Here is a 13,718-nt window from a genome sequence, read left to right on the forward strand (position 1 = left end):
CTGTTCCGACAGCCATAGAGTCCCAGTTGTTCACCATCTGGGACAGCGTTCAGCATATCGAACGCTCCGCAATGCGGCAGGATGCGGAAAGACTCGGCAGGCATCGCCCGGGAGGAATGCACGGTGACAGCAGCACCAGTCTGGAGTGTCGACCCCCGAACCGGAAAGCAGCGGGAGCAGGTTGCGGTGGAGGCCACAGCCGGCGAGGTGGACTCCGTGGTCCGCGCGGCCCACGCCGCCCGCGGAGCGCTCGCCGACCGTGCCCCGCGCGCCGCCCTGCTGCGCCGCGCCGCCGACCTGCTCGACGAGGCGGGCGACGCGGTCATCGAGGCCGCCGACGCCGAGACCGCCCTCGGCCCCGGCCGGCTCACCGGCGAACTCGCCCGCACCACCTACCAGTTGCGGGCCTTCGCGGACCAGGTGGCGGAGGGCTCCTTCCTCGACGTACGGATCGACCACGCCGACCCCGGCCTCACCCCGCCCCGGCCCGACCTGCGCCGCTACAAGATCCCGCTGGGCGCCGTCGCCGTCTACGCCGCCAGCAACTTCCCGCTCGCCTTCTCGGTCCCCGGCGGCGACACCGCCAGCGCGCTGGCGGCCGGCTGCCCCGTCGTCGTCAAGGCGCACCCGGACCACCCGGCCACCTCCGAGCTGTGCGCCGCGCTGCTGCGCCGGGCCGCCGCCGAGGCCGGGCTGCCGGAGGGTGTGCTGCACCTGGTGCACGGCTTCCAGGCCGGTATCGACCTGGTGCGCCACCCGCTGATCACCGCGGCCGGGTTCACCGGCTCGGTGCGCGGCGGCCGCGCGCTGTACGACGCCGCCGCGGCCCGCCCGCACCCCATCCCCTTCCACGGCGAACTGGGCAGCCTCAACCCCGTCGTGGTCACCGAGGCCGCGGCCCGGGAACGCGCCGAGCAGATCGGCGCCGGGCTGGCCGGCGCGATGACGCTCGGCGCCGGACAGTTCTGCGTCAAGCCGGGCCTGGTCCTGGCGCCCGCGGGAGCGGCCGGCGACCGGCTGCTGACCTCGCTGACCGCCGCCGTGAGCGACACCGAGGCCGGAGTGCTGCTCGACCACCGGATGCGGGAGGCGTTCCTCGACGGGGTGCGCTCCCGCGCCGCCCTTCCCGACGTCGAGGCGCCGGTGACCCCCGGTGCGGGCGGCCCGCACACCGTCAGCGCCGGATTCCTCGCCGTCCCCGCCGCCCGCCTCGCCGCCGAAGGCCCGCACGACCTCCTGCTGGAGGAGTGCTTCGGCCCGGTCACCGTCGTCGCCCGCTACACCGACGAGGCCGAGATCGGCGCCGTCCTCGCCCGGCTGCCCGGCAACCTCTCCGCGACCCTCCAGCTCGGCGACGCGGAGAGCGCCGGCACCGACGACGCAGGTGCCGGCGCCCGGCTGCTGGCCGCGGTCACCCCGCTCGCCGGCCGGGTGGTCGTCAACGGCTGGCCGACCGGTGTCGCGGTCGCCCCCGCCCAGCACCACGGCGGCCCCTACCCGGCCACCACCTCCACGTCCACCTCCGTCGGCGGCACCGCCGTCGAACGCTGGCTGCGCCCCGTCGCCTACCAGGACGCCCCCGCCGCGCTGCTGCCGCCCGAGCTGCGCGAGGACAACCCGCTCGGCCTGCCGCGCCGGGTCGACGACCGCGCCGAGGGCGCGTAGGCACCGTGCGCCCCGCCCCCGACGCCGCCCTCCGGATCCGTGCCGCGACCCGCGCGGACCTGGCGGCGATCGCCGCCCTGCACACCGGCGCCCACGCCGCCCTGCACCGCGCCCGCTTCCCCGGCGTCCCCTTCGACGCCCCGGCCGAACACACCCGCCGGCACGACGCCTGGTCGCGCGACCTTGCGGCCGACGACACCCCCGTGCTGTGCGCCGCACGGCACGGCACGGTCGTCGGCGCGGCCGCCTATCGCCGGCGCGACGGCGCGGGCCGGCCGGCCGTCACGCTCCACCAGCTCCAGGTCGACCCCGGCCACTGGGGGACCGGCGTCGGCCGCACCCTGCACGCCTCCTGCCTGCGGGCCTGGCACACGGACGGCTTCACCCGGGCCGGCCTCGACGTGCTCTGGCACAACCACCGCGCCCGCGCCTTCTACGCCGGCCTCGGCTGGCGCCCCGACCCGGACCGCCGCCCCGCCCCCGACGCCACCCACCTCACCCTGACGCTGGACCTGGCGACGGCTCCGGCCCCGCCGGCTCCCTGACGGCGATGAGCTGCAGCCGCTCCGCCGTCCGCCCGTCCAGCGTGCCCACCACCCCCGCCCGCTCCTTGCGCACCGCGAAGCCGGCCTCCCCGAGCAGCCCGCGCAGCCGCTCCGGCGGATGGTGCCGGAACACCCCGCCGTCCGGCGTCTCGAAGACCCCGTACGTTCCGTAGCGGTCCGCGAAGCGCGCGTACCGCTCCCGGTTGAGGGCATCGTCCTGCAGCGGAACGTCGCTCAGGTACACCACCCCGCCGGGCCGCACCAGTCGCCCCAGCTCCGCGACGATCGCCGTCTGGTCCGCGTCCCCGGGAACGCAGGTGAGCACCGCGAACAGCAGCGCCGCGTCGAAGGCACCGTCCCCGAACGGCAGCGGGAACCCGGCGCAGTGCAGGAGTTCCAGCCCGGGGTGCTCGCGCCGCCCCCGCGCGATCAGCGCCGCCGAGACGTCCACCCCGCGCACCGCGCCGTACCCCAGCCCGGCCAGCTCGGCGGTCAGCCGCCCGTAACCGCACCCGTAGTCCAGCACCCGCGCGCCGCGCGGCACATAGACGTCCAGCAAGGCCGGATCGAGCGGATGGGTGAAGGTCTTGGCCGATCCGGTCGTCTCCCAGAAGCCGAGAAATCCCTGTGACGAGGTCATGCGGGGACGGTACCCACGGAATACCCCGCCGTCCCCCGGGGTTGCACCGGGACCCATCCACGACGAGGAAAGCCGGCTCATGCGCGTCGAAATCTGGTCCGACATCGCCTGCCCCTGGTGCTACATCGGCAAGGCCCGCTTCGAGGCCGGGCTCGCCGCCTTCGCGCACCGCGACCGGGTCGAGGTGGTGCACCGCTCCTTCGAGCTGGACCCGAAGGCACCGGCCGCCACCGACGTCCCGGTGCTCGACATGCTCGCCGCGAAGTACGGCGTCACCCGCGAGCAGGCCGAGGCGATGGAGGCCCGGGTCGCCGAGGCGGCCGCCGGGGAGGGGCTCGGCTACCGCTCCGACCGGATCCACGGCAACACCTTCGACCTGCACCGGCTGCTGCACGCCGCGGCCGCGCACGGGGTGCGGGACGCGGTGCTCGACGCCTTCTACCGTGCCAACTTCGCCGAGGCCAGGACGCTCGGCGACCCCGCCGTGCTCCGCGCGGTCGCCGTCGGCGCGGGGCTGCCCGCCGAGGAGACCGACCGGGTGCTCGCCGACCCCGGCGCCTACGCCCGGGAGGTGCGCGCCGACGAGCGCGAGGCCGCGGAGCTGGGCGCCACCGGCGTCCCGTTCTTCGTCATCGACCGCCGCTACGGCATCTCCGGCGGCCAGCCCGCCGAGGTCTTCCGGCAGGCGCTGGAGCGCGCGCACGAGGACGCCCCGGCGCCGCCCGCGGCCGGCGGCGAGGCCGCGGTGTGCGGCGACGACGGCTGCGCCGTGCCCGGGAAGTGACCGCGGGCCGGCCCGCTCGCACCCCCCTGTGACCTGCACGGATAAGGAGCGCTTGCGGGCCGGCCAAGCGGATTCGCCATGGACGCGGCGCACTTCGCCGAGCACAGTGGGGGCATGCAGCGAATCGAGCCACTCGGCGGGGACGAGTTCGCCCCCGAGACGACCTATCTGAACTCCGCCTCGTGCGGCCTCCTGCCCCGGCGCAGCGCCGCCGCCCTGCGCGCGGCCGTGGAGGAGTCCGTTTCCTACGGCACCATGGGCCGCGACTACTTCGCCGCCGCCACGGCCTCCCGGGCGGCCTTCGCCCGGCTGATGGACGTCCCCGCCGACCGGGTCGCCCTCGGCAGCTCGGTCGCGGTGCAGTCCGCGTTCGTCGCGGCCTCGCTCCCGGCGGGCGCCGAAGTACTCGCCCCCGAGGGCGACTTCAGCTCGCTGGTCAACCCGCTCGCCGCGCACCCGGGGATCAAGCTGCGCACCGTGCCGCTGGAGGCGCTCGCCGACGAGGTGCGCCCCGGCACCGCGCTGGTCGCGCTCAGCGCCGTGCAGTCCCTGGACGGCCGGATCGCCGACCTGGCGGCGGTCCGCGACGCCGCCCGGACCCACGGGGCGCGCACCTACCTGGACGTCACCCAGGCCGCCGGCTGGCTGCCGCTGCGCGCCGCGGACTTCGACTTCGTCGTCGCCGGCGCCTTCAAGTGGCTGCTGTGCCCGAAGGGGGCGACCTTCATGGCGTTCGGCGGGGACCTCGGCCGGGGCGAGGAGTGGCCGGCCGCGCTCCACGCGGGCTGGGTGGCGGGGGAGGACATCGGCGCGTCCAACTACGGGCCGATCCGGCCGGCCGCCACCGCCCGGCGCTTCGACGAACCGCACGCCCACTACTCCTACGTCGCCGCCGAGCACTCCCTCGGCCTCCTGGCGGAGCTGGGCGTGTCCACCGTCCACGCCCACAACACCGCGCTCGCCGACCACTACCGCGCGGGCCTGACCGAGCGCGGTCTGACGCCCCGCCCCGCGCCCGGCTCGGCGATCGTCTCCACCCCCGGGCTCGCGGACGCGGAGGAGCGGCTGGCCGCGGCGGGCGTCCGGGTCGCGGTGCGCGGCGGACTGCTGCGCGCGGCCTTCCACCTCTACAACTCGACCGACGACGTGGACCGGCTGCTGAGCCTGCTGGACTAGGGGGAGGACGGGGCGGGCGTGGGAGCGGGGGAAGCTGATGTAATGGGCAACGATCTTGTTCCGTACAGCAGTTGAGAGGCCCTCAGTGACCACCGCGTTCGACCCCGTCGACCTCGCCGGCATCCCGCTCGCCAACCGCATCGTGATGGCCCCGATGACCCGCAACCGTGCCACCGGGGGCGGCGGGGTGCCGACCGACTCGATGGTCACGTACTACGCCCAGCGCGCCTCGGCCGGGCTGATCGTCACCGAGGCCAGCCAGACCTGCGCCGTGGGCCAGGGCTACCCCTTCACCCCGGGGCTGCACACGCCCGAGCAGGTCGCCGGCTGGCGCCGGGTGACCGACGCGGTGCACGCGGCCGGCGGCCGGATCTTCGCGCAGCTGTGGCACGGCGGCCGGATCGGCCACCCGGTGCTGCTGCCGGACGGGCTGGTCCCGGTCGGCCCGTCCCCCGTGGCCGCGGCCTGCCAGGTCTTCACCGAGGACGGCATGAAGGACTGCGTCACGCCGCACGAGCTCACCGACGCCGACATCCGCACGACCGTCGAGGAGTTCGCGGCCGCGGCCCGCAACGCCGTCGAGGCGGGCTTCGACGGCGTGGAGATCCATGGCGCCAACGGCTACCTCGTGCACCAGTTCCTGGCCCCCAACAGCAATCTGCGCACCGACGACTGGGGCGGTACGACGCAGGGCCGGATCCGCTTCGCCGTCGAGGTCACCCGGGCGGTGGCCGAGGCGGTCGGCGCCCACCGCACCGGTCTGCGGCTCTCCCCGGGCAACCCGTTCAACGGCATCGAGGAGCCGGCCCCCGAGCCGCTCTACACCGCGCTGCTGCGGGCCGTCGAGCCCCTGGGCCTGGCCTATCTGCACCTGTGCGACGTGCCCGACCACGAGCTGATCGCCCGCCTGCGCGAGCACTTCACCGGCCCGCTCGTCCTCAACCCGGCCGATGGCGGGCGCCCCGCCGGCCCCGAGGACCTGCCGCTGATCGAGGACGGCACGGCCGATCTGCTCGCCTTCGGGCGGCAGTTCCTCGCCAACCCCGACCTGCCCCGGCGGCTCGCCCGCGGCGGCCCCTTCAACACCCCCGTCCGGGAGAGCTTCTACGGCGGCGACGACACCGGCTACCTCGACTACCCGGCGCTGGACGCCTGAGCAGGCACCGCACACACCAGCGCGGCCGCCGCACAGTCCCTGCTGTGCGGCAGCCGCGCCACCCGTGCTCCGCCGTGCCTACCGCACCGGCGTGAAGTCCCGGGCTCCGATGTACTCCGGGCGCCGGATCGGCGCCGCGAACGGCTCCACCGCTTCGTTGTCCACGCTGTTGAAGACGATGAAGACGTTGCTGCGCGGGTAGGGCGTGATGTTGTCGCCCGAACCGTGCATGGCGTTGCAGTCGAACCACGTCGCCGAGCCGGCCTTGCCGGTGAACAGCCGGATGCCGTGCTTGTCGGCCATCTTCGTCAGCACCTCGTCCGACGGGATGCCCGCGTCCTGCATCTGCAGCGACCGCTTGTAGTTGTCCTTCGGCGTCGCACCCTCACAGCCCACGAAGTGCTGGTGCGAACCGGGCATGATCATCAGCCCGCCGTTGGTGTCGTAGTTCTCCGTCAGCGCGATCGAGACCGACACGGTGCGCATGTTCGGCAGACCGTCCTCGGCGTGCCAGGTCTCGAAGTCCGAGTGCCAGTAGAAGCCGGAGGCACCGAAGCCGGGCTTCACATTGATCCGCGACTGGTGGACGTAGACGTCCGAGCCGAGGATCTGCCGGGCACGGCCGACCACACGCGGGTCGGAGACCAGCTTGGCGAACACCTCGCTGATCTTGTGCACCTCGAACACGGACCGCACGCTCTGTGACTTCTTCTCGACGATGGAGCGCGGGTCGGCGCGCATCGTCGGATCGAGCACGAGCCGGTCCAGTTCGGCGCGGTACACCGCGACTTCGTCCGCCGTCAGCAGCTCTCCGATGGCGAAAAAGCCGTCGCGTTCGAAGTCGCTCAGCTCGGACGGCGCGAACGGGCCGGCCGTTCCGGGCTGCGACCACACCACCGGGTCCTTCCGCGGGGTGATGACCTCATTGGTCCCACGGGTCGGGTACAGGTCGGCGGTGCGCTCGGGTGCGGTGGTCATGGTGTTGCCTTCCTCTCCTCTCGTACGGTCTGCGGCTTGCGTGCGTGTGGGCGTGCCTTCCTCCTGCCGGACGGGGCAGGCGGCCGACGCCGTCAGACCGCCTCGGTCTCCGGCTCGGGCTCGGTGAGCAGCGGGTAGACCCCGTTCTCGTCGTGGTCCTCACGGCCGGTGACCGGCGGGTTGAAGACGCAGACGCAGCGGAAGTCCTTCTTGATCCGCATGGTGTGCTTCTCGTGCCCGTCGAGCAGGTACATCGTGCCGGGCGTGATGATGTGCTTTTCGCCGGTCTCGTCGTTCGTGAGCTCGGCCTCGCCCTCCACGCAGAGTACGGCTTCGATGTGGTTCGCGTACCACATCGAGGTCTCCGTACCGGCGTACAGGGTGGTCTCGTGCAGCGAGAAGCCGACGCGCTCCTTGGCGAGCACGATGCGCTTGCTCTCCCAGGTACCCGACTTCGCCTTGACGTGGCGGTCGGTGCCCTCGATGTCCTTGAAGGATCGGACGATCACGGTGACTCGGTGCCTTTCTGTGGAACGGTAAGGAACTCTGGAGTGGCTCAGACGCAGTCGCGGACCGCGCGGGCGAGGATCCGCAGGCCCTCGTCCAGCTCCTCGGGGGTGGTCGTCAGCGCGGGAAGCAGTTTGACGACCTCGCTCTCCGGGCCGGAGGTCTCGATCAGCAGACCCAGCTCGAAGGCGCGCTTGGCGATCTTGTCGGCGACGGGCTTGTCGTTGAGCTCCATGCCCCACACCAGGCCGCGGCCGCGGTACTCGGCGATGGCCTCCGGGTGCTCCTCGGCGATGGCCTTGAGGTGTGCTTCGACAATCTCACCGCGGGCGAGAGTCTGCTTCTCCATCTGGCCGTCGGCCCAGTAGGTGTCCAGCGTCGCGGCGGCGGTGACGAACGCCGGGTTGTTGCCGCGGAAGGTGCCGTTGTGCTCGCCCGGCTCCCAGATGTCCAGCTCAGGCTTGAACAGGGTGAGCGCGAGCGGCAGGCCGTAGCCGCTGATGGACTTCGAGACGGTGACGATGTCCGGCACGATGCCCGCCTCCTCGAAGGAGAAGAAGGCACCCGTACGGCCGCAACCCATCTGGATGTCGTCGACGATGAGCAGCATGTCCCAGCGCTGGCACAGGTCGGAGAGGGCGCGCAGCCACTCGGCACGGGCGACGTTGATGCCGCCCTCGCCCTGGACCGTCTCGACGATCACGGCGGCGGGCCGGTTCAGGCCGGAGCCCTGGTCCTCCAGCAGCCGCTCGAACCACAGGAAGTCCGGGTACGTGCCGTCGAGGTAGTTGTCGAACGGCATCGGGGTGCCGTGCACCAGCGGGATACCGGCGCCGGCGCGCTTCATGGAGTTGCCGGTGACGGCGAGGGCGCCCAGCGACATGCCGTGGAAGGCGTTGGTGAAGGACACGATCGACTCGCGGCCCTTGACCTTACGGGCCAGCTTCAGCGCGGCCTCGACGGAGTTGGCGCCCGTCGGGCCCGGGAACATGACCTTGTAGGGCAGGTCGCGCGGCCGCAGGATGATGTTCTGGAAGGACTCCAGGAACGCCCGCTTGGCCGTGGTGGACATGTCCAGGCCGTGGGTGACGCCGTCCCGCTCGATGTAGTCGATCAGAGCGCGTTTGAGCACCGGGTTGTTGTGCCCGTAGTTGAGCGATCCGGCCCCGGCGAAGAAGTCGAGGTAGGTGTGGCCGTCCTCGTCGGTCATGCGGCTGCCCTGCGCGCGGTCGAACACGGTGGGCCAGCTGCGGCAGTAGCTGCGGACCTCGGACTCCACGGTCTCGAAGACGCTCAGGTCGGGCTGGGTGATGGTCACAACATGCTCCTGGGAGATGAGTGGCGAAAAGGATCAGGAAGTCTGTGGGGCGGTGCCGGCGGTGTCACGGGTGTGGTGCCGGCTCCCGCGTGGCCGCTGCGGCGCGGTGGCCGCGCGGTCCTGGGGCGTCAGTGCTCCGGGCGGGCCGGTGGTTCGAACGGGCCGATGAGGTGCAGCACCTCCGGCTCGTGGCCCTGCTCCGGGAACAGCCCCGCGTCGAAGAGCACCTCACGCTTGATCGGCACGGAGTGCCGCTCGGCGAAGGACGCGAACAGCCGGTTGGACGCGGCGTTGTCGGGGGTGATGGTGGTCTCGACGAATCGGATGCCCAGCTCTTCCCCGGCCCGGGCGCTGAGCCCGTCCAGGAGTGCGGCGGCGAGCCCCTGGCCGCGGTGCGCGTCGTCGACGGCTACCTGCCAGACGACGAGCGTGTCCGGGCGCTCGGGGCGGATGTACCCGGTGACGAAGGCGGCCGGCTCGCCCTCCGCGTCGCGGGCGACGACGGAGGTGGCGGCGAAGTCGCGACACCACAGGAGGTAGCTGTACGAGGAGTTGAGGTCCAGCGCCTTCGAGTCGCGGGCGATACGCCAGATCGCGGCTCCGTCCTCCACGCGTGGGGTGTCGAGCTTGAAGCCCTCCGGAAATTCTCTGATATCGCTTCGGGCACCTGCATGGTCTGCTTGTGCGGCGGTCATAGAAATTAAATTTACCCAGGGAAAAAGGAAATTGCATCGCGGGCAGGGGTTACGGAAGCGCCGAAGATGTGTTATCGCGCGGGGGCGCCCGTACGCGCGATGCCACCGCGTGATGTCCCCATTTGACCTGGATGTTCGGGGCGAAACGGACACGGTGTGTAGTCGGTCACAGCTCCGTAACGCGGATGAGATCCGTCCGAATTACGGAACCCGGCGCCCACAAAATCGTGGCGTTTGAGCTGCGGAAAAGCGGGCAGAAGAATACGGGAAGCTGTACTCCAGGGAAATGGGAATTCGTCCCCGGAAGGCGTGGCGCAAGGCCCATCGAAACCCGCGTGACAAGGCCGTGGCAAGGGCTTCGGGAACACGCGCGAGAAGTTGTCCCAAAGCGTGCGGAGAACGCGGGTAAAGGCGCGCACGGAACGTGCGGAAGCTCCACGGAGAGCGACCGGGGCGAAAGGTGCGGCGCGCTGACGGCTTTCCGGGGAACGGCCCGGGGAATGCGCCCGCCCGGTGGGCCCGGCGGGGGCCGCCGCACGCGGTGTGACGCCGCCTAGAGTGCCGGTATGACGTCCATGAGCGAAGGTGCGGTGCTGCACCTCAAGGGGAGGGTCCTCGTCGGACCGGACGACGTGCGCGACGAGCTGTGGGTGGTCGGGGGCCGGGTCACCTACGACCGGCCGGCCATGGCACGGGATGCCACCACCGTGACGGGCTGGGTACTGCCCGGCCTGGTCGACGCCCACTGTCACGTGGGCCTGGACGCCCACGGCCCGGTGGACGCCCCCACCAGCGAGAAGCAGGCCCTCACCGACCGTGACGCCGGCACCCTGCTGATCCGCGACTGCGGCTCCCCGTCCGACACCCGCTGGGTCGACGACCGCGCGGACCTGCCGCGGATCATCCGCGCCGGCCGCCACATCGCCCGCACCAAGCGCTACATCCGCAACTACGCGCACGAGGTCGAACCCGAGGACCTGGTCGCCTACGTCGCCCAGGAGGCCCGCCGCGGCGACGGCTGGGTCAAGCTCGTCGGCGACTGGATCGACCGCTCGACGGGCGATCTGGGGGCCTGCTGGCCCCCGGGCGCGGTCGAGGCGGCCATCGCCGAGGCCCACCGGCTGGGCGCCCGGGTGACGGCGCACTGCTTCGCCGAGGAGTCCCTCGCCCCGCTCGTCGAGGCCGGCATCGACTGCGTCGAGCACGCCACCGGGCTCACCGAGGACACCATCCCGCTGTTCGCGGAGCGCGGCGTCGCCATCGTGCCCACGCTCGTCAACATCGCCACCTTCCCGCGGCTCGCGGACGGCGGCGCGCAGAAGTTCCCGCGCTGGGCGGACCACCTGCGGCGGCTGCACGCGCGCCGCTACGACACCGTGCGGGCGGCCTACGACGCCGGTGTGCCCGTCTACGCCGGCACGGACGCCGGCGGTTCGCTCGCCCACGGCCTGATCGCCGGGGAGGCCGCCGAGCTGACCCGGGCCGGCCTGCCCGCCACGGCGGCCCTCTCCGCCACCACCTGGGGCGCCAGGGACTGGCTCGGCCGCCCCGGCCTCACCGAGGGCGCCCCGGCGGACCTGGTGGTCTACGGGAGCGATCCGCGCGAGGACGTCCGGGTGCTGGCCGCGCCGCGGCGCGTGGTGCTGCGCGGTCAGGTCGTGGGGTAGCCGGGGAGCCGCGCCCCGGGTGCCCGAAGGGGTGACCCGGGGCAACCCGGCTGGTCAACCGGGGTCACCCGGGTGGTGTGGCCGCTGTGGCGGGGGTGGTTCTCCGTGCCGCAGGAATCGAACAATTACGCGGAAACCACCCATTGGGATGAACTGACCTCACGTGGCTGCCCGTTCACCCTCCGTGCCGACACGATGTGCGGGTCGAGGTCGTCGGCCCGCGTGATGTCCCCCATTGGCGCGGCCGGCGGCTCCATTTCTCCTGTGAGGGTTCCACACACGTGTCCACCAGTCCCACCTGCTCCTCCGGCATGCCCAGGCGGCTCGCCGCCACCGTCGTCGCCACCGCGCTCACGGCCGGCCCCGCCCTCCTGCTCGGCGCCGTCCCCGCGCATGCCACCGGAGCCCACGGCCCGGCCCGCGGCACCGCCGACGCGGTCGTGCTGCGCACCGGCCTGAACGTCGGGCTGCTCCACAAGACGCTCGACGTCCCGCTGAACACCACGCTCAACGAGGTGCACGCCCCGGCCTCGGCGTCCAGGACGGCACTCACCGTCCGCCTCGACGGGCTGAACCAGGGCAGGCCGTTCAGCGTGCTGCGCGCCGACGTCGCCACCGCGCGGGCCACCCAGGGCCACGGCAGGACCGAGGGCTACGCCAACCTCGTGCGGGCGAAGGTGCACCTGCCCGGCCTGGCCCTGCGGTCGCTGGTCGAGGTCCAGCAGGTCACCGCCAAGGCGGTGTGCGAGGCGGGCGAGCGGCCCCGCGCCGAGGCCAACGTGCTGGGCGACGTCCTCGTGCTGGGCAAGCGGGTACGGCTCACGGCGGGCGGTACGACCGAGGTCAAGGTGCCGGGCGTGGGCGAGGTGCGGCTCGACCTGTCCCGCAGGAACGTGCTGTCCAAGAGCGCCGCGGCCACCGCGCTCGACCTGAAGGTGTCCCTCAACCCGCTGAAGCTCGGCGTCGCCGAGGTGCGCGGCGGGGTCACCCTGGCCCGCGCCGCCTGCACCGCGCCCGGCGTCAAGGCACCCGAGCACCACAGCACCGGCGGCACCGAGCCCACCGCCGGCACGAAGCCCGCGGGGGACAGCAAGCCGGCCGGCGGCAAGGACACCGCGGTGACGCAGACCGGCTCGCGGCCCGCCACCCAGAACCTCGCGGAGACCGGCAGCAGTTCGGCCACCCCGTACCTCGCCGGGGGCGCGGCCCTGCTGGTCGCCGCGGGCGCCGGATCGGTCGCCTACGCCCGCCGGCGCCGCAACGCCGCACCGGGCGGCCGCGACTGACGGACCCCGTACACCGCGCTCGGTGCTGTGGGGGCGTCGCGCGCGGGGTACGGCCGAGGTGCGCCGGCCGGGCCGGAGACAGCCGGTACGGCGCACCTCACCCTCGCCGGGGGCCTTCGAACGTGGTGTGCGGGACCCCGGCGAGGTCCGCCCGGCGGCTCCGGCCGCCGGGCACCCCCGCTCCGGCCGGCCGCGGCCCCGGGCGCCGCTACCCGAGCACCTCGCCCAGCGCCGCCGCGAACCGGTCCGTCGTGGCCCGGTCCCGCACCGCGAGGCGCAGCCAGCCGGGGCCCAGGCCGGGGAAGGTGTCACCGCGGCGCACCGCGAAGCCGCGGGCCCGCAGCGCGGCCCGTACCGCGTCCGCGTCCGGCAGCCGGATCAGCACGAACGGGCCCGCCGCCGGGCCGGCCGCCCGGATCTGCCCGAACGCGCCCAGCAGGGCCAGCAGATGGTCCCGGTCCGCGGCGATCTCCCCGGCCGCCGCCTCCGCCTCCGCCAGCGCCCGCGGCGTACAGCACGCCTCGGCGGCGGCCAGCGCCGGGCTGGAGACCGGCCACAGCGGCTGCGCCCGCTCCAGGGCGGCGACGGTGTCCGCGGCGGCCAGCACATAGCCGATCCGCAGCCCGGCCAGCCCCCAGGTCTTGGTGAGGCTGCGCAGCACGACCAGCCCCGGCAGGTCCGTGCGCCCGGCCAGCGCCTCCCGCTCACCGGGCACCGCGTCCATGAAGGCCTCGTCCACCACCAGCGTCCGGCCGGGCCGCGCCAGGGAGGCCAGCACGCCCGCCGGGTGCAGCACCGAGGTGGGGTTGGTGGGGTTGCCGACGACCACCAGATCGGCGTCCTCGGGCACCGCGGCCGGATCCAGCCGGAAGCCGTCGCCCGCGTCGAGCAGCACCCGCCCGACGTCGTGCCCGGCGTCCCGCAGCGCCGCCTCGGGCTCGGTGAACTGCGGGTGCACCACGACCGGCCGGCGGGCCCGCACGGCGCGCGCGATCAGTACGAACGCCTCCGCGGCCCCCGCCGTCAGCAGCACCCGCTCCACCGGCAGACCGTGCCGGTCCGCGACCGCCCGGCGTGCCGCGCGGCCGTCGGGGTAGGCGGCGAGGGTGTCCAGCGACGCGGCGATGCGGGCCTTGAGCCAGGCCGGGGGAGTGCCGGTGCGGACATTGACCGCCAGATCCGTCAGGGCGCCGTCCGCGCCCCGGACTTCGGCGTCGCCGTGGTGCCGCAGATCGGGTTCGCGGGGCGGTGCGTCCGGCCCGGGGGCCCGGAGCGGCGCGGGCCCGGTGTGTGCCGGCATG

At 73.6% G+C, this 13,718-nt stretch carries 13 protein-coding genes; 7 read left to right on the forward strand and 6 right to left on the reverse strand.

Going from position 1 to position 13,718, the window contains the following annotated elements; all coding sequences use genetic code 11:
* Positions 1-123 precede the first annotated feature (123 nt).
* Together K7396_RS27675 and K7396_RS27680 are read left to right on the forward strand one after the other, a co-directional pair.
* Positions 124-1,665 carry an aldehyde dehydrogenase (NADP(+)) gene (locus tag K7396_RS27675; protein ID WP_152104957.1) on the forward strand — a complete coding sequence of 514 codons (1,542 nt, stop codon included), beginning with the start codon at positions 124-126 and terminating at the stop codon, positions 1,663-1,665.
* A 5-nt stretch (positions 1,666-1,670) separates the two neighbouring features.
* On the forward strand, positions 1,671-2,210 hold the full coding sequence (locus K7396_RS27680; protein WP_152104958.1) for a GNAT family N-acetyltransferase: 540 nt from the start codon (positions 1,671-1,673) through the stop codon (positions 2,208-2,210).
* Here the strand turns inward: K7396_RS27680 and K7396_RS27685 are convergent.
* Positions 2,161-2,850 (reverse strand): class I SAM-dependent methyltransferase, encoded by a 690-nt coding sequence (locus K7396_RS27685; RefSeq protein WP_152104959.1) that lies wholly within the window; start codon positions 2,848-2,850, stop codon positions 2,161-2,163. The genes K7396_RS27680 and K7396_RS27685 overlap by 50 nt on opposite strands.
* 79 nt (positions 2,851-2,929) lie before the next feature.
* On the opposite strand from K7396_RS27685, the gene K7396_RS27690 reads away from it, so the two are divergent.
* The 3 genes from K7396_RS27690 (at position 2,930) to K7396_RS27700 (ending at position 5,966) form a co-directional block, all read left to right on the forward strand.
* Positions 2,930-3,634 (forward strand): DsbA family oxidoreductase, encoded by a 705-nt coding sequence (locus K7396_RS27690; RefSeq protein WP_152104960.1) that lies wholly within the window; start codon positions 2,930-2,932, stop codon positions 3,632-3,634.
* Positions 3,635-3,748: 114 nt separating this feature from the next.
* Positions 3,749-4,810, forward strand: coding sequence for an aminotransferase class V-fold PLP-dependent enzyme (locus tag K7396_RS27695; protein ID WP_086720341.1), 1,062 nt, complete (start codon positions 3,749-3,751; stop codon positions 4,808-4,810).
* A gap of 85 nt (positions 4,811-4,895) precedes the next feature.
* Positions 4,896-5,966 carry an alkene reductase gene (locus K7396_RS27700; RefSeq protein WP_086720338.1) on the forward strand — a complete coding sequence of 357 codons (1,071 nt, stop codon included), beginning with the start codon at positions 4,896-4,898 and terminating at the stop codon, positions 5,964-5,966.
* A 78-nt stretch (positions 5,967-6,044) separates the two neighbouring features.
* On the opposite strand, the gene thpD is transcribed toward K7396_RS27700, so the two are convergent.
* The 4 genes from thpD to ectA all read right to left on the reverse strand — a co-directional run bounded on the left by thpD (position 6,045) and on the right by ectA (position 9,464).
* Positions 6,045-6,944: an ectoine hydroxylase gene (thpD, locus tag K7396_RS27705; RefSeq protein WP_086720337.1), complete on the reverse strand. Its 900-nt coding sequence runs from the start codon at positions 6,942-6,944 to the stop codon at positions 6,045-6,047.
* A 92-nt stretch (positions 6,945-7,036) separates the two neighbouring features.
* Complete coding sequence (locus K7396_RS27710) at positions 7,037-7,453, reverse strand: ectoine synthase (protein ID WP_086720336.1); 417 nt, start codon at positions 7,451-7,453, stop codon at positions 7,037-7,039.
* Positions 7,454-7,500: 47 nt separating this feature from the next.
* Positions 7,501-8,769, reverse strand: coding sequence for a diaminobutyrate--2-oxoglutarate transaminase (gene ectB, locus K7396_RS27715; RefSeq protein ID WP_086720335.1), 1,269 nt, complete (start codon positions 8,767-8,769; stop codon positions 7,501-7,503).
* Positions 8,770-8,897: 128 nt separating this feature from the next.
* Positions 8,898-9,464: a diaminobutyrate acetyltransferase gene (gene ectA / locus K7396_RS27720; protein ID WP_086720334.1), complete on the reverse strand. Its 567-nt coding sequence runs from the start codon at positions 9,462-9,464 to the stop codon at positions 8,898-8,900.
* 575 nt (positions 9,465-10,039) lie between these two features.
* Here ectA and K7396_RS27725 point away from each other — a divergent pair.
* Positions 10,040-11,131, forward strand: a complete 1,092-nt coding sequence (locus K7396_RS27725) for an amidohydrolase family protein (RefSeq protein ID WP_174886994.1) — start codon at positions 10,040-10,042, stop codon at positions 11,129-11,131.
* A 311-nt stretch (positions 11,132-11,442) separates the two neighbouring features.
* Positions 11,443-12,417: an SCO1860 family LAETG-anchored protein gene (locus K7396_RS27730; RefSeq protein ID WP_107421229.1), complete on the forward strand. Its 975-nt coding sequence runs from the start codon at positions 11,443-11,445 to the stop codon at positions 12,415-12,417.
* Between the two features lie 208 nt (positions 12,418-12,625).
* On the opposite strand, the gene cobC is transcribed toward K7396_RS27730, so the two are convergent.
* The gene (gene cobC, locus K7396_RS27735) at positions 12,626-13,717 is read right to left on the reverse strand and encodes an Rv2231c family pyridoxal phosphate-dependent protein CobC (protein ID WP_086720340.1); all 1,092 of its coding nucleotides are present in this window, start codon (positions 13,715-13,717) and stop codon (positions 12,626-12,628) included.
* Position 13,718: the final 1 nt, after the last annotated feature.

Origin of the sequence: Streptomyces angustmyceticus (genome assembly GCF_019933235.1) — a bacterium.
GTDB lineage: Bacteria > Actinomycetota > Actinomycetes > Streptomycetales > Streptomycetaceae > Streptomyces > Streptomyces angustmyceticus.